Source organism: Roseivivax sp. (assembly GCF_054552075.1).
The window spans coordinates 116,735-137,741 of the sequence record NZ_JBTOLZ010000001.1; the positions used below are offsets into that span (position 1 = coordinate 116,735).

The 21,007-nt window shown below is 72.3% G+C and carries 24 protein-coding genes; 18 read left to right on the forward strand and 6 right to left on the reverse strand.

The annotated features are described in order from the left end of the window. Positions 1–400 precede the first annotated feature (400 nt). From ACX938_RS00555 to ACX938_RS00625, 15 genes are all read left to right on the forward strand, one after another. Positions 401–1,591, forward strand: coding sequence for a phage portal protein (locus ACX938_RS00555; RefSeq protein WP_459429554.1), 1,191 nt, complete (start codon positions 401–403; stop codon positions 1,589–1,591). Further along, positions 1,588–1,815, forward strand: coding sequence for a GTA head formation protein, RCAP_rcc01685 family (locus ACX938_RS00560; protein WP_232752497.1), 228 nt, complete (start codon positions 1,588–1,590; stop codon positions 1,813–1,815). The genes ACX938_RS00555 and ACX938_RS00560 overlap by 4 nt, the downstream gene beginning before the upstream one ends. A gap of 20 nt (positions 1,816–1,835) precedes the next feature. Next, positions 1,836–2,411 carry an HK97 family phage prohead protease gene (locus ACX938_RS00565; RefSeq protein ID WP_459429555.1) on the forward strand — a complete coding sequence of 192 codons (576 nt, stop codon included), beginning with the start codon at positions 1,836–1,838 and terminating at the stop codon, positions 2,409–2,411. After that, positions 2,408–3,592, forward strand: coding sequence for a phage major capsid protein (locus ACX938_RS00570; RefSeq protein ID WP_459429556.1), 1,185 nt, complete (start codon positions 2,408–2,410; stop codon positions 3,590–3,592). Before ACX938_RS00565 ends, ACX938_RS00570 begins: the two co-directional genes overlap by 4 nt. Positions 3,593–3,700: 108 nt before the next feature. Then, the gene (locus ACX938_RS00575) at positions 3,701–4,294 is read left to right on the forward strand and encodes a head-tail connector protein (RefSeq protein WP_459429557.1); all 594 of its coding nucleotides are present in this window, start codon (positions 3,701–3,703) and stop codon (positions 4,292–4,294) included. Continuing rightward, on the forward strand, positions 4,291–4,629 hold the full coding sequence (locus ACX938_RS00580; RefSeq protein WP_459429558.1) for a head-tail adaptor protein: 339 nt from the start codon (positions 4,291–4,293) through the stop codon (positions 4,627–4,629). The genes ACX938_RS00575 and ACX938_RS00580 overlap by 4 nt, the downstream gene beginning before the upstream one ends. Next, positions 4,626–5,033, forward strand: a complete 408-nt coding sequence (locus tag ACX938_RS00585; protein ID WP_459429559.1) for a DUF3168 domain-containing protein — start codon at positions 4,626–4,628, stop codon at positions 5,031–5,033. The genes ACX938_RS00580 and ACX938_RS00585 overlap by 4 nt, the downstream gene beginning before the upstream one ends. 23 nt (positions 5,034–5,056) lie before the next feature. Further along, entirely contained in the window at positions 5,057–5,476 is a 420-nt protein-coding gene (locus tag ACX938_RS00590; RefSeq protein ID WP_459429560.1) for a phage major tail protein, TP901-1 family, read from the forward strand. 4 nt (positions 5,477–5,480) lie between these two features. Beyond that, entirely contained in the window at positions 5,481–5,810 is a 330-nt protein-coding gene (locus ACX938_RS00595) for a gene transfer agent family protein (protein ID WP_459429561.1), read from the forward strand. After that, entirely contained in the window at positions 5,807–6,013 is a 207-nt protein-coding gene (locus ACX938_RS00600; protein WP_459429562.1) for a phage tail assembly chaperone, read from the forward strand. The genes ACX938_RS00595 and ACX938_RS00600 overlap by 4 nt, the downstream gene beginning before the upstream one ends. Further along, on the forward strand, positions 6,010–6,666 hold the full coding sequence (locus ACX938_RS00605; RefSeq protein ID WP_459429563.1) for a phage tail tape measure protein: 657 nt from the start codon (positions 6,010–6,012) through the stop codon (positions 6,664–6,666). The genes ACX938_RS00600 and ACX938_RS00605 overlap by 4 nt, the downstream gene beginning before the upstream one ends. 17 nt (positions 6,667–6,683) lie before the next feature. Continuing rightward, the gene (locus ACX938_RS00610; protein ID WP_459429564.1) at positions 6,684–7,313 is read left to right on the forward strand and encodes a phage distal tail protein, Rcc01695 family; all 630 of its coding nucleotides are present in this window, start codon (positions 6,684–6,686) and stop codon (positions 7,311–7,313) included. Next, on the forward strand, positions 7,310–8,203 hold the full coding sequence (locus tag ACX938_RS00615; protein ID WP_459429565.1) for a DUF2163 domain-containing protein: 894 nt from the start codon (positions 7,310–7,312) through the stop codon (positions 8,201–8,203). Before ACX938_RS00610 ends, ACX938_RS00615 begins: the two co-directional genes overlap by 4 nt. Next, complete coding sequence (locus tag ACX938_RS00620) at positions 8,200–8,652, forward strand: NlpC/P60 family protein (RefSeq protein WP_459429566.1); 453 nt, start codon at positions 8,200–8,202, stop codon at positions 8,650–8,652. The genes ACX938_RS00615 and ACX938_RS00620 overlap by 4 nt, the downstream gene beginning before the upstream one ends. Continuing rightward, positions 8,652–12,560: a baseplate multidomain protein megatron gene (locus tag ACX938_RS00625; protein WP_459429567.1), complete on the forward strand. Its 3,909-nt coding sequence runs from the start codon at positions 8,652–8,654 to the stop codon at positions 12,558–12,560. Before ACX938_RS00620 ends, ACX938_RS00625 begins: the two co-directional genes overlap by 1 nt. Positions 12,561–12,570: 10 nt before the next feature. Here the strand turns inward: ACX938_RS00625 and ACX938_RS00630 are convergent, their stop codons facing one another. Further along, complete coding sequence (locus ACX938_RS00630; protein ID WP_459429568.1) at positions 12,571–12,906, reverse strand: TraR/DksA family transcriptional regulator; 336 nt, start codon at positions 12,904–12,906, stop codon at positions 12,571–12,573. Positions 12,907–12,989: 83 nt separating this feature from the next. Here ACX938_RS00630 and cysE point away from each other — a divergent pair, with 83 nt between their 5' ends. Beyond that, a complete protein-coding gene (gene cysE / locus ACX938_RS00635) occupies positions 12,990–13,799 on the forward strand; it encodes a serine O-acetyltransferase (RefSeq protein WP_232752482.1) in 810 nt (269 codons plus the stop codon). A gap of 10 nt (positions 13,800–13,809) precedes the next feature. Here the strand turns inward: cysE and ACX938_RS00640 are convergent, their stop codons facing one another. Genes ACX938_RS00640 through ACX938_RS00660 form a run of 5 tightly spaced genes read right to left on the reverse strand, consistent with a single transcriptional unit; the run spans position 13,810 to position 18,290 of the window. Then, a complete protein-coding gene (locus tag ACX938_RS00640) occupies positions 13,810–14,355 on the reverse strand; it encodes an E3 binding domain-containing protein (protein ID WP_459429569.1) in 546 nt (181 codons plus the stop codon). Continuing rightward, positions 14,352–14,603, reverse strand: coding sequence for a hypothetical protein (locus ACX938_RS00645; RefSeq protein WP_459429570.1), 252 nt, complete (start codon positions 14,601–14,603; stop codon positions 14,352–14,354). The genes ACX938_RS00640 and ACX938_RS00645 overlap by 4 nt, the downstream gene beginning before the upstream one ends. After that, the gene (locus tag ACX938_RS00650) at positions 14,600–15,895 is read right to left on the reverse strand and encodes a pyruvate dehydrogenase complex E1 component subunit beta (protein ID WP_459429571.1); all 1,296 of its coding nucleotides are present in this window, start codon (positions 15,893–15,895) and stop codon (positions 14,600–14,602) included. The genes ACX938_RS00645 and ACX938_RS00650 overlap by 4 nt, the downstream gene beginning before the upstream one ends. Beyond that, the gene (locus ACX938_RS00655) at positions 15,892–16,857 is read right to left on the reverse strand and encodes a thiamine pyrophosphate-dependent enzyme (protein WP_459429572.1); all 966 of its coding nucleotides are present in this window, start codon (positions 16,855–16,857) and stop codon (positions 15,892–15,894) included. The genes ACX938_RS00650 and ACX938_RS00655 overlap by 4 nt, the downstream gene beginning before the upstream one ends. Positions 16,858–16,916: 59 nt before the next feature. Next, positions 16,917–18,290, reverse strand: coding sequence for an L-serine ammonia-lyase (locus ACX938_RS00660; protein WP_459429573.1), 1,374 nt, complete (start codon positions 18,288–18,290; stop codon positions 16,917–16,919). 247 nt (positions 18,291–18,537) lie between these two features. Here ACX938_RS00660 and rpiA point away from each other — a divergent pair, with 247 nt between their 5' ends. Continuing rightward, positions 18,538–19,326, forward strand: coding sequence for a ribose-5-phosphate isomerase RpiA (rpiA, locus tag ACX938_RS00665; RefSeq protein WP_232752476.1), 789 nt, complete (start codon positions 18,538–18,540; stop codon positions 19,324–19,326). 147 nt (positions 19,327–19,473) lie between these two features. Next, positions 19,474–20,958 (forward strand): FAD-dependent oxidoreductase, encoded by a 1,485-nt coding sequence (locus ACX938_RS00670; RefSeq protein ID WP_459429574.1) that lies wholly within the window; start codon positions 19,474–19,476, stop codon positions 20,956–20,958. Positions 20,959–21,007 lie beyond the last annotated feature (49 nt).

A 21,007-nucleotide genomic window follows, 5' to 3' on the forward strand; every position in this document is an offset into this window, starting at 1 on the left:
CCTTGGGCCGGCGCTCTTGTGGGTGGCGCGCATAGCATGTCCCTAGCCCTGACCTTGTCGGGATAAAGCGCTTAGCCCCGAGGTCGGCAGCGCCGGCCCCCGGTCCGGCGCGCGCCCTCTGTGGCGCGTGTTGAGAGGAGGGGGCTGCGCTGGGAGGGCCTTGGCCGGGAGGACGCGCTATCGTTGTCTGTCTGTCGCGGCCTCCGTCCCGGCGAGCGTTCTCGATGTCCCCCGCCGAACCAGGATGTGCCTCTCGCCCCAGCGCCCACTCCCTCCCCCCCGTTGCGCCCCCACACCCCCCACCGCGCGCCCCGCTCAGACGTGGTTAACCGCCCAACCCCGATCCTGCCTCTCATGCCGCGGGGACATGCCCGGCGGCGAGCAGCGAGGGCCGGGCCAGATGGGCGTCAACTTCTTCCGCAAGACCGCAGCATCCGCGCCGGCGGCCAAGGCCTCGGCCACCGGCCCGATCCTCGCGCAGGCCAGCGTCGGGCGCATCGCCTGGTCGCCGCGCGACAGCGCCTCGCTGACCCGCACGGGCTTTGCCGGCAACCCGATCGGTTTCCGCGCGGTGAAGCTGGTGGCCGAGGCCGCCGCCGCCCTGCCGCTGGTCCTGCAGGACGCCCGCCAGCGCTACGAGAGCCACCCGCTCCTGGCGCTGCTTTCCCGGCCGAACCCCGGCCAGGGGCAGGCCGAGCTTCTCGAGGCGCTCTACGGACAGCTGCTCCTCGCCGGCGACGGCTACCTCGAGGTCGTCTCGACCGCCACCGGCCGGCCGCTCGAGCTGCACGTGCTGCGCTCCGACCGGATGCGGCTGGTGCCGGGGCCCGACGGCTGGCCCGAGGCCTATGATTACACCGTCGGCGGCCGCACCCACCGCTTCCCCGCCGAGGCGCCCGCGGGCGCGATCTGCCACCTGAAATGCTTCCATCCGCAGGACGACCACTACGGGCTCTCGCCGCTGCAGCCCGCGGCCCAGGCGCTCGACGTGCACAACGCCGCCTCGCGCTGGTCGAAGGGGCTGCTCGACAATGCCGCCAGGCCCTCGGGGGCGATCGTCTACACCGGGGGCGAGGGGCCGGGCACGCTCAGCCCCGAGCAATACGACCGGCTGGTGGGCGAGATGGAGGCCTACCACATGGGCGCGCGCAACGCCGGGCGGCCGATGCTGCTCGAGGGCGGGCTCGACTGGAAGCCCATGGGCTTCTCGCCCTCGGACATGGAGTTCCACAAGTCCAAGGAGGCCGCCGCCCGCGAGATCGCGGTCGCCTTCGGGGTGCCGCCGATGCTCCTGGGCATCCCCGGAGAGGCCACCTATGCCAACTACCAGGAGGCCCATCGCGCCTTCTACCGGCTGACCGTGCTGCCGCTGGCGACCCGTGTCGCCGCGCGGCTCGGGGCCTGGCTCTCGGCGCATCTCGGCGCCGATCTGAGCCTCAAGCCCGACCTCGACCAGGTGCCGGCGCTCGCCGCCGAGCGCGACCAGCAATGGGCCCGGATCGCCGGGGCGGACTTCCTGAGCGCGGGCGAAAAGCGCCGTCTCCTGGGGCTGCCGCCGCTGGCCGAGGGCGAGGGCGAGGCACAGCCATGAGTGCGCCTCGCCGCCCTGCTGAGAGCTTCGACTGCGCCCCCGGGCTGCAGCTCGCCGCGCACGAGCGGCTCTCGGAGCTGCAGTTCGCCACGCTCGGCCAGCGGCTCGACCGGATCGAGGCGCTGATCGCCCGGCTCGAGCGACGGCTCTGGCTCGCGGTCTACGGCGTGGTGGCGGCGATCCTGGTGCAGGGCGCGGCCGGTCTTCTGAGCGTGGTCCCGTGAGGCGGGGGAAAGGGCAAGTCATGGAACTGGAACATAAATTATGCCGCTTCGAGGCGCCGGTCACGGTCGGCGAGGGGCTCGAGCTCGCGGGCTACGCCTCGCGCTTCGGGGCCTGCGACCAGGGCGGCGACGTGGTGGCGCCGGGGGCCTATGCGGCCTCGCTGAAGCGGCTCGCCCAGGAGGGGCGCGCGGTGCGGATGCTCTGGCAGCACGACCCCGCCCAGCCGATCGGCGTCTGGTCCGAGGTGGCCGAGGACGCCACCGGGCTGCGCGTGAAAGGCCGGCTCCTGCGCGGGGTGGCCCGCGCCGAGGAGGCCGCCGAACTGGTGCGCGCGGGCGCCATCGACGGGCTGTCGATCGGCTACCGCACGCTCCGCGCCACCAAGAACGACCGGGGCCAGCGGGTCCTGACCGAACTGGAGCTTTGGGAGGTCTCTCTGGTGACCTTCCCGATGCTTCCCAGTGCGCGGGTCGCGGGCAAGGGCGACAGCCCCGGCGCCGCGGCCTGGCGCGAGCTGGCGGAGACGCTCCGGCGGCTCCGTCGCGAGATGGCGGGCGAAGGCGCCGCGCCGGGGCAGAAGGGAGCCAAGGGATGAGCGACAGGGATGCGACCGCGCCGCGGAGCGGTGACGGCGGCGCGATGGCCGAGGTCGGCCAGGCGCTGGCCGGGCTGATCGGCGACATCACCGCGATGCGGGCCGACCTCTACGAGAAACTCGACACACAGGAAGAGCGACTGACCATGCTTGATCGAAAATCCGCCATCCGCGCGGCCCGCCCGGCGCTGGCCGGGGCCACGCCCGCCGGGGCGCCGCACCAGGAAGCCTTCACCGCCTATCTGCGCAGCGGCGAGGAGGAGGCCCTGCGCGGCCTGACCCTCGAGGGCAAGGCGATGACCACCCAGGTCAATTCCGACGGCGGCTATCTTGTCGACCCCGAGACCTCGGCCAGCATCGCCGCGGTGCTCTCGGCCAGCGGCTCGATCCGCGCGGTGGCCAATGTCGTCAACGTCGAGGCCAGCTCCTACGACGTGCTGATCGACCGCAACGACGCCGGCGCGGGCTGGGCCAACGAGACCGCCGCCACCAGCGAGACCGGCACGCCCACGATCGAGCGGATCTCGGTGCCGCTCTTCGAGCTGAACGCCATGCCCAAGGCCTCTCAGCGGCTGCTCGACGACGCGGCCTTCGACGTGGAGGCCTGGCTCGCCGCGCGGATCGCCGAGAAATTCGCCCGTGCCGAGGCGGCGGCCTTCGTCTCGGGCGACGGGATCGACAAGCCCACGGGCTTCCTGACCCATCCGCAGGTCGACGAGGCGGCCTGGGCCTGGGGCCAGATCGGCACCGTGCCGAGCGGCGCCACGGCGGATGTGGGCGACGGCGACGCGCTGATCGAACTGGTCTATGCGCTCGGGGCCGAATACCGCGCGGGCGGGGTCTTCGTGATGAACTCCAAGACCGCGGGCGCGCTGCGCAAGCTCAAGGACGCCGACGGCCGGCACCTCTGGTCGGATGGCTTCGCCAGCGCCGAGCCGGCGCGGCTCCTGGGCTACCGGGTGGTGATCGCCGAGGACATGCCCGAGATCGCCGCCGGGGCCACGCCCATCGCCTTCGGGGATTTCCGCGCCGGCTACACGATCGCCGAACGGCCCGACCTGCGGGTCCTGCGCGACCCCTTCAGCGCCAAGCCGCATGTGCTGTTCTACGCCACCAAGCGCGTCGGCGGCGACGTGTCGGACTTCGCCGCGATCAAGCTTCTGCGCATCGCCGCGAGCTGATCCCCGCGCCCGAACCCCGGGGGGGCGGCGGAGCCCTGTGCCCGCCGCCCCCCTCCAAGACCCTGATCCCAGACCCGTGCCCGCCCCGATCCGAGGACACCCCCCGCGATGATGCTGACCGAAGAGACCCCCGTGCCCGAGGCCGCGCTGCCGGTCGATGCGCTGAAGCGGCACCTCAGGATGGGCTCGGGCTTTGCCGAGGACGACCTGCAGGACGCGGTCCTGGCCTCCTTCCTGCGCGCCGCGCTGACCGCCATCGAGGGCCGCACCGCCCGCGCGCTGATCGCCCGGCGTTTCCTGCTGACGCTCTCGGGCTGGCGCCGGGCCGAGGGGCAGGCGCTGGGCCTGGCCCCGGTCACCGCGATCGAGAGCCTGACCCTGATCGACCGCACCGGTGCGGCAGAACTCGTGCCCGCGACGCGCTACCGGCTCGACCGGGACGGGCAGGGCGCGCGGATCTGCCCCCTGGGGGCGGAGCTGCCCGCCGTGCCCGAGGGCGGCAGCGCCGAGCTGCGCTTCACCGCGGGTTACGGCGCCGATTTCGACGCGCTGCCGCCGGATCTCGCCCAGGCGGTGCTGATGCTGGCGGCGCATTTCTACGACCACCGGACCGACACGGCGCTGCCGGCGGGCTGCATGCCCTTCGGGGTCTCGAGCCTGCTTGCGCGCTACCGCCCGGTGCGGCTGGGGTTCTCGGCATGAGCGCGCCTCAGCTCTCGCGCCGGGTGACGCTGGAACGCCGGCTGACCGCGCCCGACGGCGTGGGCGGGCAGGCGGGTGGCTGGCAGGCGCTCGGCACCCTCTGGGCCGAGATGACGCCGCGCGCGGGCCGCGAGGGCCGCGGCGCGGGCGGGACGCTTGCGCGCGCCGGCTACCGCGTCACCATCCGCGCCCTGCCCGAGGGCAGCGCCTCGCGTCCCCGCGTCACCGACCGGCTGCGGCTCGGCGGGCGGGTGTTCGAGATCCTCGCGGTGCAGGAGGCCGATGCCGCCGCCCGCTACCTGGTCCTGACCGTGGAAGAGAGGGCGGGCGCATGAGCTACGCGATCTCCGAGGCGCTGCAAACGGCGCTTTTCGCCCGGCTGAGCGGCGATCCCGCGCTCACCGCGCTGGTCGGCGCCCATGTCTACGACGCCCTGCCCGAGGGCGCGCTGCCCGAGACCTATGTGACCCTCGGCCCCGAGGTGGTGCGCGACGCCTCCGACATGGGCGGCCGGGGCGCTTGGCACGAGGTCGAGGTCAACGTCTACTCCAGCGCCGCGGGCTTCCGCGACGCCAAGCGCGCGGCCGCCGCCATCGGCGCGGCGCTCGAGGCCCCGGGGCTGACCCTCGGCCAGGGCCGGCTTGTCGCGCTCACCTTCCGCAAGGCCGAGGCCCGCCACGTCCGCGACGGGCGCCGCCGCATCGCGCTGCGCTACCGCGCCCGCGTCGAGGCCACCTGAGACAGATCCCAAAGGAGAGCACCATGAGCGCCCAGAACGGCAAGGACCTTCTGATCAAGGTCGACCAGACCGGCGACGGCCAGTTCGTCACCATGGCGGGGCTGCGCGCCACGCGCATCGCCTTCAACGCCGAGCAGGTCGATGTGACCTCGCTCGAAAGCCAGGGCGGCTGGCGCGAGCTCCTGGGCGGGGCGGGGGTGAAAAGCGCCGCGCTCTCGGGTTCGGGGGTGTTCCGTGACGCGGCCACCGACGAACGCGCGCGGCAGATCTTCTTCGCCGCCGAGACGCCCGATTTCCAGGTGGTGATCCCGGATTTCGGCACCGTCACCGGGCCCTTCCAGCTCACCGCGCTGGAATATGCCGGCACCCACGACGGCGAGGCGACCTTCGAGGTTTCGCTCGCCTCGGCGGGGCTGCTGAACTTCGTCGCGGACGCGGGCTGAGCCCATGGCGAACCCCTGGCGCGGCGAGGTGGAGATCGAGATCGACGGGCGGGCCCATGTCATGCGGCTGACGCTCGGCGCGCTGGCCGAGCTGGAGGCGGCGCTGGGCACCGACAGCCTGGTGGCCCTGGCCGAACGCTTCGAGGCCGGGCGCTTTTCCAGCCGCGACGTGCTGGCGCTGATCGTCGCGGGGCTGCGCGGCGGCGGCTGGCAGGGCGGGCCGCGCGACCTCATGGCGGCCGAGATCGCCGGCGGGCCGGTGGCGGCCTCGCGCGCCGCCGCGCTGCTGCTAGCACGCGCCTTCGCGCTGCCCGACGAGGGGGACGCGCGATGAGCCCGCGCTTCGACTGGCCCGGGCTGATGCGCGCCATGCTGGCCCCGCCCGGCGGGCTCTCGCCCGAGCGGTTCTGGGCCCTGACCCCCGCCGAGCTGCGGCTGATCCTCGGCGCCCGCGCCGGGCCGCCGCCCATGGGCCGCGCGCGGCTCGATGCGCTGATGCACGCCTTTCCCGACCTGCCCAAGGAGACCCGCCCATGACCGACCCCGAGACCTTCGAAGCCGAGATCGACGCGCTCGACACCGCCCTGGCCGGGGCCAGCGGCATGGCGGCGGGCTTCAACGCCGAGATGCGGCGCATCCACGAGACCTTCGCGGCCACCGGCGGCGGGGTGCGGCGGCTGCAACGGGCGCTGTCCTCGGGGCTGTCCTCGGCGATCGACGGGGTGATCCTCGACGGGATGAGCCTCAGCCAGGCGCTGAACCAGGTCGCCCAGGCCATGGTCGACACCGCCTATCGCGCCGCCATCGACCCGGTAACAGATCACCTGGGCGGGCTGGTGTCGAGCGGGGTCAACGCGGTCCTCGGCGCGCATTCGCCCTTCGCCAAGGGCGCGGGCTTCGCCCAGGGGCGGGTCATGCCCTTCGCCTCGGGCGGGGTGGTCTCGGGGCCGGTCAGCTTCCCGATGCGCGGCGGGATGGGGCTCATGGGCGAGGCCGGGCCCGAGGCGATCCTGCCGCTGGCGCGCGGTGCCGACGGCAAGCTCGGCGTGCGCGCGGGCGGGGCCCAAGGCGCCCCGGTGCAGGTGGTGATGCATGTCACCACGCCCGATCTTGCCAGTTTCGAACGCTCGCAAAGCCAGATCGCCGCCCGCATGGCGCGGATGATCGGCCAGAGCGGGCGCAACCGCTAAGCCGGAGGGGCCAAGCGATGTTCCACGACGTGAGATTTCCCCCGCGGCTGAGCTTCGGCGCGCTGGGCGGGCCCGAGCGCCGCACCGAGGTGGTGACCCTCGCCAACGGCCACGAAGAGCGCAACACCCCCTGGGCGCAGTCGCGCCGCCGCTACGACGCGGGCGTCGGCCTCAGCGCGCCCGACGACATCGCCGAGGTGGTGGCCTTCTTCGAGGCCCGGCAGGGCCGGCTGCATGCCTTCCGCTGGAAGGACTGGGCCGACTTCAAGTCCTGCGCCCCCTCACGCGCGGTGCACTTCGAGGACCAGGTGATCGCCGAGGGCGACGGCGAGACCGCGGAGTTCCAGCTGGTCAAGCTTTACCGCTCGGGCGCCGAGAGCTACCGGCGCGAGATCACCAAGCCCGTGCCGGGCAGCGTGCGCCTGGGGCTGCACGACACCGAGCGCAGCGCCGGGGTGGATTTCACCGTCGACCATGCCACCGGGCTGGTGCGGTTTTTCGAGCCGCCGATCGCCGGAGTGGCGGTGACCGCGGGCTTCGAGTTCGACGTGCCGGTGCGCTTCGACACCGATGCGATCCGCAGCAGCGCGGCGACCTTCCAGGCGGGCGAGGTGCCCGACGTGCCGGTTGTGGAGGTGCGGGCATGAGCGGCCAGGGCGACGGCGCGGCGCTGCTCGATCACCTGGCCGGCGGGATCACCCATGTGGTGCGCTGCTGGGAGGTCACGCGCCCCGACGGGCTGCGGCTGGGCTTCACCGACCACGACCGCGACCTGGCCTTCGGCGGGCTGATCTTTCGCGCCGACACCGGGTTGACCGCCCGGGCGCTGGAACAGGGCAGCGGCCTGTCCGTCGACAACTCCGAGGCGCTGGGCGCGCTGTCGGATGCGGCGATCTCCGAGGCCGACATCGAGGCCGGGCGCTACGACGGCGCCGAGGTGCTGGCCTGGCTGGTGAACTGGCAGGACATCACCGCGCGGCAGGTGCTGTTCCGCGGCACCATCGGCGAGATCCGCCGCGCGGGCGGCACCTTCCAGGCCGAGCTGCGCGGCCTCTCGGACCGGCTCAACCGGCCCATGGGGCGTATCTTCCAGCGCCCCTGCACGGCGGTCCTGGGCGATGCCAGCTGCCGCTTCGACACCGGGGTGCCGGGCTATGCCTGGGAGGGGCCACTCGGGGCGCAGGATGCCGAGGGGGCGATCATGCTAAAGGACGCGGGCGGCTTCGTCGACGGTTGGTTCGCGCGCGGGCGGCTCGAGGTGACCTCGGGGGCGGCTGCGGGTCTTTCGAGCTGGATCAAGGAGGACCGCCGCGAGGGCATGACCCGCCGGCTGACCCTCTGGGAGCCCCTGCGCGCGCCGCTGGCCCCCGGTGACGGGCTGCGCCTCGTGGCGGGCTGCGACAAGCGGTTCGAGACCTGCCGCGAGAAGTTCGACAACCTCCTGAACTACCAGGGCTTTCCCGACATTCCCGGCGACGACTGGCTGGTCGTGCATCCCGCCAATACCGGCGAGACCTCGGGCGGGAGTCGGCGATGAGCGGGGCGCGCATCGTGGCCGAGGCGCGCGGCTGGATCGGCACGCCCTACTTGCACCAGGCCTCGGTCCGGGGCGCGGGCTGCGACTGCCTCGGGTTGATCCGCGGCCTCTGGCGCGAGTGGCACGGCACCGAGCCCGAGGCGGTGCCCGCCTACAGCCGCGACTGGGCCGAGCCGCGCGGCGAGGAGGCGCTCTGGCAGGCGGCGCTGCGGCATCTCGCCCCCGTGGCCCCCGAGGCCCCCTGGCAGCCCGGGCAGATCCTGCTTTTCCGCATGCGCGCGGGCGCGGTCGCCAAGCACCTGGGGCTCCTCTCCGAGGCCGGCCAAACGCCGCGCTTCATCCATGCCTATTCCGGCCATGGCGTCGTCGAATCGGCGCTCACCGCGCCCTGGGCCCGCCGCGTGGTGGCGCGCTTCTCCTTCCCCGACCCCGCGAAAGGTCCCGACTGATGGCAACCATCCTTCTCTCCGCCGCGGGCGCGGCCTTTGGCGGCTCGCTCGGCGGCTCCTTCCTGGGGCTCTCCATGGTCGCCTGGGGGCGCTTCGCGGGGGCGGCGCTGGGCCGGGCGATCGACCAGTCGCTGCTCGGCCAGGGCAGCGAGAGGGTCGAGACCGGCCGGGTCGAACGCTTCCACCTGGCCAATTCCGGCGAGGGCCGCGCGATCCCGCGGCTCTGGGGGCGGGCGCGGGTCGGCGGGCAGGTGATCTGGACCACCGGTTTCACCGAGACCACCCGCACCGAGGGCGGCGACGGCGGCAAGGGCGCGCCCGCGACGCCCGAGATCACCACCTACCACTACTCGGTCAGCCTGGCGCTGGCGCTCTGCGAAGGGCCCATTGCCGGGGTCAACCGGGCCTGGGCGGACGGGGTGGAGATCTCGCTCGAGGACCTGATGATCCGGGTCTACACCGGCGATGCGGACCAGATGCCCGACCCCAAGATGGAGGCGGTCGAGGGCGCGGGCCAGGTGCCCGCCTATCGCGGCACCGCTTACGTGGTGATCGAGGATCTGAAGCTCGAGGACTTCGGCAACCGGGTGCCGCAGCTCTCCTTCGAGGTGGTCAAGCCCGCCACCGCCGAGGACGACATGCCCGCGCTCCTGAAGGGCGTGGCGCTTCTGCCGGGCAGCGGCGAATACACGCTGGCCACTTCAAAGCTCTATTACGGCGGCGGCAGCGATCCTTCCGGCGCGATCAATGTCACCACCGCCGCCGAGGTCGCCGATCTGACCCGCGCGCTCGATGCGCTGGGCGACCAGGCGCCGGGCTGCGAGGCGGTGTCGCTGGTGGTGAGCTGGTTCGGTGACGACCTGCGCTGCGGGCTCTGCGAGCTGCGCCCCAAGGTCGAGCAGCGCACCGACGAGGCCGGCGGCATGCCCTGGTCGGTCGCGGGGCTGACCCGCACCAGCGCCTTCCAGGTGCCGCATCTGGACGACAAGCCGGTCTACGGCGGCACCCCCGCCGACGGCGCGGTGATCGAGGCGATCGAGACGCTGAAGGCGCGCGGCAAGGCGGTGATGTTCTACCCCTTCATCCTGATGGACCAGCTCGCGGGCAACGGCAAAACCGACCCCTATGGCCGCGCCGAACAGCCGCCGCTCCCTTGGCGCGGGCGGATCACCCTGGCGCGCGCACCGGGGCAGGCGGGCTCGACCGAGGGCACCGCGCTGGCCCGGGCCGAGGTGGCGGCTTTCCTCGGCACCGCGCGGGCGGTGGATTTCACCGTCAGCGGGCGCAAGATCACCTATTCCGGCCCCGCCGAATGGAGCTTTTCGCGCTTCATCCTGCACCAGGCCGCGCTGGCCCGGGCGGCGGGCGGGGTCGAGGCCTTCTGCATCGGCTCCGAGCTGCGCGGGCTGACCGCGATCCGCGACCACGAGGGCTTTCCCTTCGTCGCGGGCCTTACCGATCTGCTGGTCGAGGTGCGCGCGCTCCTCGGCCCCGAGGTCAAGCTGACCTATGCCGCCGATTGGTCCGAATACGCCAACCACCGGCCCGAGGACGGCTCGGGGGATCTCTATTTCCACCTCGACCCGCTCTGGGCGCACCCGGACTTGGATTTCATCGGCATCGACAACTACATGCCGCTCTCCGACTGGCGCGAGGGGGCGGACCACCTCGACGCGGAGGCCGGGTGGGACCGGGTGCATGAGCTCGCCTATCTCGACGCCAATATCGAGGGCGGCGAGGGGTTCGACTGGTATTACTCCAGCCCCGAGGCCGAGGCCGCCCAACGCCGCAGCCCGATCCGCGACAGCGCCCATGGCGAGGACTGGGTGTTCCGCAACAAGGACCTGCACGGCTGGTGGAGCCATTCGCACCACGACCGCATCGGCGGCATCCGCCAGGCCGCGCCCACCGCCTGGGTCGCGGGCTCGAAGCCCATCTGGTTCACCGAGCTTGGCTGCCCTGCCGTCGACAAGGGCACCAACCAACCGAATGTCTTCCTCGACCCGAAGTCCTCGGAAAGCGCGCTGCCGCGCGGCTCCAACGGGCTCCCGGACGTGGACATCCAGCGCCAGTATCTGCGCGCCATGCACCTGCATTGGGGCGATCCCGCCAACAACCCGGTCTCGCCGCTCTACGGCGGGCCGATGGTCGAGATGTCCCGCGCCTTCGTCTGGGCCTGGGACGCGCGGCCCTTCCCCTGGTTCCCGAGCCTCACCGAACGCTGGAGCGATGGGGTCAACTACCGGCGCGGGCATTGGATCACCGGGCGGCTCTCCTCGCGGCGGCTGGCGGACGTGGTGGCCGAAATCTGCGCGGGCGCGGGGCTGACCGCCTATGACACCGGCGACCTCGTCGGCATGGTGCGCGGCTATGTGATCCCCGAGGTCTCGGACGCCCGCCAGGCGCTGCAACCCCTGATGCTGGTCTATGGCTTCGACGCGGTGGAGCGCGAGGGCTGCCTGGTCTTCCTGATGCGCGAGGGGCGCGAGGCACAGGCGCTCGACCCCGAGCGGCTCGCCGAGCACCCCGACCTCGACCAGCCGCTGGTCCAGACCCGCGCCGGGGAGGCGGCGCTGTCGGGCCGGGTGCGGCTGCATTTCTACGAGGCCGAGGGCGATCACGACACCGTCGCCGAAGAGGCCGTCCTGCCCCAGGACCGGACCCATGCGGTGGCGGAAAGCGAGGTCACCCTGGCGCTCACCCGCGCCGAGGGGCGGCAGGTGGTGGAGCGTTGGCTCGCCGAGGCGCGGCTGGCGCGCGACCGGCTGAGCCTCGCCTTGCCGCCCTCGCGGCTGGGCCTGCGCGCGGGCGACGTGCTGGCGCTGCCCGGCCCGGGCGGCCCCGTCACCGCCCGCGTCGACCGGGTCGAGGTCACCGACCGGCAGCTGATCGAGGCGGTGCGCATCGACCCCGCCGCCTATACCCCCGCCGCCATGGCCGAGAGCCCGGCCCGGCTGACGCCTTACCTGGCCGCGACCCCGGTCACGGCGGTCTTCCTCGACCTGCCGCTCCTGACCGGGGACGAGCTGCCCCATGCCCCGCATGTCGCCGCCAGCGCCGAGCCCTGGCCCGGGTCGGTGGCGCTTTTCTCGGCGCTTGAGGATGCGGACTACCGGCTGAACCGGCTGCTGCCGCGCCGCGCGCTCATGGGCGAGACGAAAACCCCGCTGCTGCGCGCGCCTGCCGGGCGCTACGACATGGGCCCGGCGCTCGAGGTGGCGCTGGGGCCGGGGACGCTGCAGTCGATCTCGGAGGCGGCGCTTTTCGGCGGTGGCTATGCCTTCGCGCTGGGCGACGGCAGCCCCGGCAACTGGGAGGTCTTCCAGGCCCGCGACGTGCAGGCGCTGGGCGGCGGGCGCTGGCTTCTCTCGGCGCGGCTGCGCGGGCAGGCGGGCAGCGACGCGCTGATGCCCGAGGTCTGGCCCGCCGGCTCGCGCATCGTGCGGCTGGGCGGGGCGCTGGAACAGATCGACCTGGCCGCGAGCGAGCGGCGGCAGCCCCGGCATTACCGCTACGGTCCGGCCTCGCGGCCGATCGACGATCCGACCTATGCCCATGTCGTGCATGCCTTCGAGGGGATCGGCCTGCGGCCCTATGCGCCGGTGCACCTGAGCGCCCGGGCCTCGGGCGGCGATCTTGCGATCGGCTGGATCCGCCGGACCCGGATCGACGGCGACGACTGGGACCGGCCCGAGGTGCCCCTGGGCGAGGAGCGCGAGGCCTACCTGGTGCGGGTGACCCGCGCCGGCGTGCTCCTGCGCGAGGCCGAGGTCGTCACGCCCGCCTGGACCTACCCCGGCGCCGACCGCGCGGCGGACCTGGCGGGCGGGCCGGTGACGCTTTCGGTGGCGCAGCTCTCGGCGCGTTTCGGCCCGGGGCCTGCGGCGGGACTGGTGATCACCGCCTGAGGCAGGCCCCTCAGCTGGCGCAGGAGATGCAGCGCCGCGCCGTCGGATCGAGCGCCAGGCGTTTCTCGGCGATCCCCTCGCCGCAATCCTCGCAATAGCCGAACTCGCCCTCGGCGATGCGCTCGAGCGCCAGCCCCAGCCCGTGGCGCATCCCGTCGCGCCGGGCCTGGGTGGCCTTGGCCATGGCCTGGCTCTGCAGCGCGTCCTGCCGCGACAGCCGCCCCACGGCCTGCTGGTCGAGCTCCACCGTCGACTGCCCGCCCCGGCCCAGCCGGTCCTCTTCGTCCAGCGCGGCCAGCCGCTCTTCGATCAGGTGGCGGAAGCGCGCGAGATCCTGGTCATTCAAGGTTGTGATCCCTTGTCTCACAGCTTGGCGTTTCGCTTCCCCGACCCTATCTGATAAGGTCCCGGCGGCAAAGGAGAGACGCCATGGCGGAAACCAGGACGAACCTCAAAGAAATCGATCCGGTCTGGACCCGGATCATGGAAGAAGCCGAGGAAATCGTCTCTGACGAACCGCTGCTCGGCGGGATGGTGCATTACTCGGTGCTGCACCACCAGACCATCGAGCGGGCCCTGAGCTACCGCATCGCGGTGAAGCTGACCTCGGGCGAGATTTCCGAGCAGATCCTGCGCGAGATCTGCGACGAGGCCTATGGCTCCGACCCCGACCTGGCGCTGGCCGCGCGGGCCGATATCGTCGCGGTCTACGAGCGCGACCCGGCCTGCCACCGCTTCGTGCAGCCGCTGCTGTTCTTCAAGGGCTTCCAGGCGCTGCAATCCTACCGCGTGGCGAACTGGCTGTACCGCGAGGGTCGGCGCGACCTGGCGGCGCTTTTCCAGATGCGCTGCTCCGAGGTCTTCGGCGTCGACATCCATCCCGCCGCCAAGATCGGCCGGGGCATCATGATCGACCACGCCCATTCCATCGTGATCGGCGAGACCGCGCGCGTGGGCGACAACGTCTCGATGCTGCATTCGGTGACCCTGGGCGGCACCGGCAAGGAAGAAGAAGACCGCCACCCCAAGATCGGCGACGGCGTCCTGATCGGCGCGGGCGCCAAGGTGCTGGGCAACATCCGCGTCGGCAATTGCTCGCGGATCGCGGCGGGCTCGGTGGTGCTGGACGAGGTGCCGCCCTGCAAAACCGTGGCGGGCGTGCCCGCGCGCATCGTGGGCGAGGCGGGCTGCGACCAGCCCTCGGTCAGCATGGATCATCTGTTCGCCGGCAAGGGCTGAGGCCCGGGCCTTACGCCCCGGGTGCCGCAAGCGCCCGGGCGATGCGGTCGAGCAGCCGCGCGGCGGCCTCGGGCGCGGGACCCTGCGGCGCAAGCGCCAGGGCCAGCGTGAGGCGGCCTGCCATTTCCCCGACACCAAGTGCAAAAGAGGCCCCCTCGGGCAGGGCAGGGTCGAGGCTTTCGACGCCCAGATCGGCCAGGTCAACCAGGGGCAGCGCGCCCAGACCCTCGGCCTCCGCCGCCGCGGCGATCCGCGCGGCGCGTTCGGCGGCGCTCAAAGGTCCGGCGGTCTCGACGCTGCGCCTTAGGATGGCAGCCGGGGCCGAGGGCAGGTCGCCCGGCGCGGGGCTCGGCGCCTGCGCTGGCTCGACCCGCGCTTGCTCCGCCTGCGCTTGCTCCGCCTGCGCTTGCTCCGCCGGCGCCGCCACTGCCTCCGCCTCTTCCAAGTCCGCCGCGACGATCCGCCCGCCGGGGCCCGACCCACGCAGGCCGGCCAGGTCGATCCCCCGCGCCTTGGCGAGGTGGCGCGCATAAGGCGAGGCGAAGACCCGGCTCATGCGCCGCGCTCCAGGGTCACGATCTCGAAGGACGCGCGGGGTTCTTCGTCCGAGGCCAGCGCCGCGACCGCCCGCGCGATCTCGCGGCGGTGGCGGGCGATCCACTCGTAGGCCTCCTGGTGGCTCGGCCGTTCGCCGGGGCGCAGGCCCTGCATCAAGACCTCGGGCACCAGCGCAGTGCCCGCCTCGGTGCGGACCCGGTAGGCCTCGCGCGCGGCGTCGCGGCCCAGGACCTCGACCCGGCTCATCGGTAAAGCACCGCCCGCGCGGCGCGCAGGACGGCCTCGACCCCGGGCAGGGCGGCATCCTCGAGCGGCCCCGCCGCGGGCAAGGCCAGGTCCGCGGCCCCCAGCGTCGCGATGGGCGCGTCGAGCCAGTCGAAACCCTCCTGCATGAGGCTCGCCGCGATCTCCTTGCCGAAGCTCGCCACCGGCCAGCCTTCCTCGATCACCACGCAGCGATGGGTCTTCTTCAGGCTTTCCAGCAGCGTCTCCCGGTCCCAGGGGCGCAGGCAGCGCAGGTCGATGACCTCGGCCGAGACGCCCTCGTCCTCGAGCCGCTCGGCGGCCGTCCGGGCCAGCCCGACCGCGGGCCCATAGGCCACCAGCGTCACATCCTCGCCCGTGCGCCAGATCCGCGCCTGGCCCCAGGGCAGGGCGGGGGCCTCGGGCACCTCGAAGGCCTGGCCGTAAAGCCGGTCGCTTTCCAGAAGCACCACCGGCCCGGGGTCGCGGATCGCCGCGCGCAGAAGCGCGCCCGCATCCTCGGCGGCATAGGGCGCGGCCAGCTTCAGCCCCGGCACCCGCGCCAGGAGGGCCGCGAAATCATGGCTGTGCTGGGCGCCCATGCGTTCGCCCGCGCCATGCGGGCCGCGCAGGACCAGGGGGCAGTCGAGCGTGCCGCCCGACATGCTGCCGGTCATCGCGGCGGAGTTGATCAAGGGATCGAGCGCCTGCAACGCGTAGGAGAGGTTCAGCACCTCGACCACCGGGCGCAGCCCGGCGAAGGCAGCCCCCGTGGCCAGCCCCATGATCGCCGAATGCAAGGGCGGGGCGTCGATCACCCGGGCCGCGCCGAAACGTTCGATCAGCCCCTGGCTGACCTTGTAGGCGCCATGGGCGGCGCCAACCTCCTCGCCGATGAGAAAGACGCTTTCGTCTTCGCTCATCTCGGCGATGAGCGCCTGGCGGAGCGCCTCGCGGACGGTCTCCTGCGGGGCCTTGGGCCGGGCGCGGCGCGGGCGCGCCTGGGCGGGGGGCGTCGGCGCGGGGGCTTCCGCCGGGGGCGGTGGCGCAGCGCCCCCCTCGCGCAGCCGGGCGATCGGGGTCTCGACGGCGATCATCGCGCCGCCCTCGGTGACCAGGAAGGCGTCGATCACGCCCGAGGCCGGGGCCTCGAACTCCATCACCGCCTTGTCGGTCTCGATCTCGGCGATCACGTCGCCTTCCTCGACGAAGTCCCCCTCGGCGACGAGCCAGCGCGCCAGGCGGCCCTCCTCCATGGCGGGCGAGAGCGCGGGCATGGTGATCTCGCGGCTCATCGCGGCACCTCGGCGGAAAGCGCCGGGACGATGCCCTCGGGGCGGGCCGGGGCGCTGGCGCGGGCGAACTCCGCCGCCGCGGTCACGATCTCCTTCACCTCGGCGTCGACCTCCTTGAGGGTCTTCTCCGACAGCCCCTCGGCGACCAGCCGGGCGCGCTCGCGGGCGATCGGGTCGCGTTCGGCGCGGACCTTCTGCATCTCGTCGAGGGTGCGGTATTTCGCCGGATCGGCCATGGAATGGCCCCGGTAGCGGTAGGTCTGCGCCTCGATCAGATAGGGGCCCTTGCCCGCGCGCACGTGCAGCGCCGCGGTCTCGGCCGCCGCGGCGACGCGGGTCACATCCATGCCGTCGACCCGGGCCACGGGGATGCCATGGGCGGCCGCGCGGTCGCTGAGGCCCGGGCCTTTGCGCGATGCGCCGTCCTGGTTGTTCTCGATCACGAAAAGGAGCGGCAGCGCCCAGAGCGCGGCCAGGTGATAGCTCTCGGCCACCGGCCCGAGGTTCGCGGCGACATCGCCGTAGCTCGCCACGGTGATGTTGTTCGACCGCCTGTAACGCTCGGCGAAGGCCAGCCCGGCGCCGATCGGCACCTGCGCGGCCAGCATCCCGTGGCCGCCGTAGAAGCCGTCTTCCGGGCTGAACATATGCATCGAGCCGCCATGGCCCCGCGAATAGCCCGCCGCGCGGCCCAGAAGCTCGGCCATGATCCGGCCCGGCTCCATCCCGGCGGCCAGCATATGGCCATGCGCGCGGTAGGAGGCGACGCGCCGGTCGCCCGGGCGCAGCGCCCGTTCGAGCCCGGCGACCACGGCCTCCTGGCCGATGCAGAGATGGCAGTAGCCCTCGATCAGGCCCATGCCGAAAAGCTGGCCGGCCTTTTCCTCGAAGCGGCGGATCAGGAGCATCCGCCGGTAGTCGGTCAGCGCGTCTTCCCTGTCTGAACTGCCGTCGGCCACCATGATCCGCCCGTTGATCCGTCTAGACCGAAGACACTAGGCCCGGGGGTGCCGCGCGGCAATCAGCAATTGGGCACGTTGACCGCCAGCCCGCCGAGCGAGGTTTCCTTGTATTTCTCGGACATGTCGGCGCCGACCTGGCGCATGGTCTCGATGCAGGCGTCGAGCGGCACGAGATGCTGGCCGTCGCCTCTGAGCGACAGCGAGGCCGCCGAGACCGCCTTGATCGCGCCAAGACCGTTGCGCTCGATGCAGGGCACCTGCACGAGGCCCTTCACCGGGTCGCAGGTCATGCCGAGGTGATGTTCCAGCGCGATCTCGGCGGCGTTCTCGACCTGCTCGGGGGTGCCGCCCAGGACCGCGCAGAGCCCCGCCGCCGCCATGGCCGCCGCGGCGCCGACCTCGGCCTGGCAGCCGGCCTCGGCGCCCGAGATCGAGGCGTTGTATTTCACCAGCCCGCCGATCGCCGCGGCGGTCAGCAGGAAGTCCGGCAGCCGCTCGCGCGAGGCGCCGGGCACATGGTCGAGCCAGTAGCGGATGGTCGCGGGCACCACGCCCGCCGCGCCGTTGGTTGGCGCGGTGACCACCTGGCCGCCGGCGGCGTTCTCCTCGTTGACCGCCATGGCATAGGTCGAGATCCAGTCGTTGATCGTATGCGGCGCTGTGAGGTTCATGCCGCGCTCGGCCTCCAGCGCCTCGCGGATCGCGCCGGCCCGGCGGCGCACCTCGAGCCCGCCCGGCAGCCGCCCGTCGCCCGCGAGCCCGCGGTCGATGCAGCCCTCCATGACCTCCCAGATCCTGGTCAGCCCCTGGTCGAGCTTGGCGCGCGGGCCGCGCGACAGCTCGTTGGCGCGTTTCATCTGCGCCACCGAGAGCCCCGAGGCCCGGGCCATGCCGAGCATCTCCTCGCCGGTCTTGAAGGGATAGGGCACCGGCGGGCCTTGGTCGGTGTCGCGGCCCTCGGCCAGCTCCGCCTCGGTCAGGACGAAGCCGCCGCCGACGGAGTAATAGACCTCCTGCAGCAGCACGTCGCCCTGGGCGTCGGTCGCGGCGAGCCGCATGCCGTTGGCATGGCCGGGCAGGCTCTCGTCGTAGTCGAAGACCAGGTCGGTCTCGGGGTCGAAGGCCAGCTCGGGCAGCCCCTCGGGCGTCACCCGCTTGGTCTCGGCGATGCGCGCCAGCGCGGCCTCGGCCTTCTCGGCGTCGTAGCTGTCGGGCGCGAAGCCCGCGAGCCCCAGGATCACCGCGCGGTCGGTGGCATGGCCGTGCCCGGTGAAGGCCAGCGAGCCATGCAGCGAGGCCCGCAGCCCGCGGAAGCTGTAGTCCGAGGCCCGCATCGCGGCGAGAAAGCGCGCCGCGGCGACCATCGGGCCCATGGTGTGCGAGGAGGACGGGCCTATCCCGACCTTGAACATCTCGAAGACCGACAGGAACATCGCGGTTCTCCCTTGCAGATCCGCCGCCACCATAGCGGCGCGGCGCGCGCGCCATGGTCCGAAAGCGGCACTTTCCGCCGGGTTTCCCACATCCCGGGCGGGCTGGCCAGTGCGCCGGGCCGGGCGCCCCTTGGCCCCCGATTGGCCCCCCGGGGCGCCATTTTCGCGCCTCCCGGCCCGAATGACCCCTCGCACCTGCCGGGCTTGCGTCCTATAAGGGCGGCGCTGCTTACATCCGGGGGATCGCATGTCCACAGAGCTCTCGCCCATCGACAAGGCCAAGTTCGTGGCCGCCAAGACCGCTGCCGAATTGGTGCAGGACGGCATGCGTGTCGGCCTCGGGACCGGCTCGACCGCCGCCTGGCTGGTGCGCTGCCTGGGCGAGATGGTCCGCGAGGACGGGCTCGAGATCCGCGGCGTGCCAACCTCGACGCGCACCGCCGAACTGGCCCGCGAGGTCGGGATCGAGGTGATCTCGCTCGACGAGGCGCGCTGGCTCGACCTGACCATCGACGGCGCCGACGAGTTCGACGGCGACCTGAACCTGATCAAGGGCGGCGGCGGCGCGCTTCTGCAGGAGAAGATCGTGGCCACCGCCTCGGACCAGATGGTGGTGATCGCCGATGCCGCCAAGGAGGTCTCGGCGCTGGGGCATTTCCCGCTGCCCGTCGAGGTCGTGCCCTTTGGCTGGCAGACCACCCAGGCGCTGATCGAGGAGACGCTGATCTCCATGGACGTCATGGGGCGCAAAAGCTCGCTGCGGATGACCGGCGACCGGCCCTTCATCACCGACGAGGGCAATTACATCGTCGACCTGCACCTGGGCCGGATCGGCAACGCCCGGCAGATGGCGCTGGTGCTGAACCAGATGCCCGGGGTGGTCGAGAACGGGCTCTTCATCGACATCTGCGACAAGGTGATCGTGGGCTACGGCGACGGCCGGGTCGAGACGCGCGACATCAATGAGGGCACGGTGACCGAGAACCGGCTCGATTTCGTCGAGGACGACAACCTCTTCCGCGACCTCTCGGACTGACCCGGCCTAGGGGCCGGGGGCGGCGCCACGCGACCGATTTCCGCGCCGAAGGTCACCCCTCGCGCACGGGGCTTTGACCCATTGGCGGCTGGCCTTCACCGCGGCCCTGTGGTCTACCATGCCCGCAAACGGCTGATAGGGTGAGGCATGAGCGATTTCGACTACGATCTCTTCGTGATCGGCGGCGGCTCCGGCGGCGTGCGCGCGGCGCGGATCGCGGCCAGCGAGGCCGGCGCCCGCGTCGCCCTGGCCGAGGAAAGCCGCTACGGCGGCACCTGCGTGATCCGGGGATGCGTGCCGAAGAAGCTCATGGTCTTCGCCTCCGAGTTCTGCCACGTCCCCGAAGAGGCCCGCGGCTACGGCTGGTCGATGCAGGCCGACGGCTTCGACTGGACGGTCTTCTCCAAGCAGCTCCGCACCGAGCTCGGCCGGCTCGAGGGCGTCTACAAGAGCCTTCTCGACAAGGCCAACGTGGAGCGGTTCGACACCCGCGCGACCCTGCGCGACGCCCATACGGTCGAACTGGCCGACGGCACCACCAAGACCGCCAAGCACATCCTCGTGGCCACCGGTGGCCACCCGGTCCGGCCCGACATCCCCAATGCCGATCTCGGCATGGTCTCGGACGACATCTTCCTGATGGACGAGCTGCCGAAGTCGGTCCTGATCGTCGGCGGCGGCTACATCGCCTGCGAGATGGCCTGCATCCTGCACGGGCTGGGCGTCGAGGTCTCGCAATACATCCGCGGCGCGCAGATCCTGAACGGCTTCGACGACGAGGCCCGCGGGCTGATCGCCGACGCCATGGAGACCCGCGGCATCGACCTGCACACCGGCACCAACATCGTCGAGATGTGCCCCGCCGACGAGGCCGAGGCGCGTGATGCCGATGCCGCCCACATGGGCGCCGGCGTCGGCGAGACCGGCGCCATGGTCGGCGACAGCAGCATGAAGGGCACCGGCCAGGGCCGGTCGGGCGAAGGCAAGACCGGCCCGGTCTGGGTCAAGGCCACCTCGGGCCGCGAGAAGGTCTTCGACGCGGTGCTCTTCGCCACCGGGCGGGCGCCCAATTCCTCGGGCATGGGCCTCGAGGACGCCGGCGTGCGCCTCGGCCGCGGCGGCAAGGTCGAGGTCGACGACTACAGCCAGACCTCGGTGCCCTCGGTCTATGCCATCGGCGATGTCACCGACCGGGTGAACCTGACGCCGGTAGCGATCCGCGAGGGCATGGCCTTCGTCGAGACCGTCTTCAAGGGCAACCCGACGCCGGTCGATCACGCGCTGATCCCCTCGGCGGTCTTCACCCAGCCGGAACTGGGCTCGGTCGGGCTGACCGAGGAGAAGGCCGCCGAACAGGAAGAGGTCGAGGTCTATTGCACCTCCTTCCGCCCGATGCATTCGGCCTTCATCGGAAAACCCGATAGAGTGCTGATGAAACTGGTGGTCTCGAAGGCAAACCGCACCGTCCTGGGCTGTCATATCGTCGCGCCCGGCGCGGGCGAGATGATCCAGCTCGCGGGCGTCGCGGTGAAGATGGGCGCCACAAAAGAGGACTTCGACCGCACCTGCGCGGTGCATCCGACGATGTCCGAAGAGATCGTGACCATGCGCCAGCCGGTGCGCACAGCTTGAAATGAGGCCGGGCCTGCACAGCTAAAAGGACAGGAACCGGCGATGACCA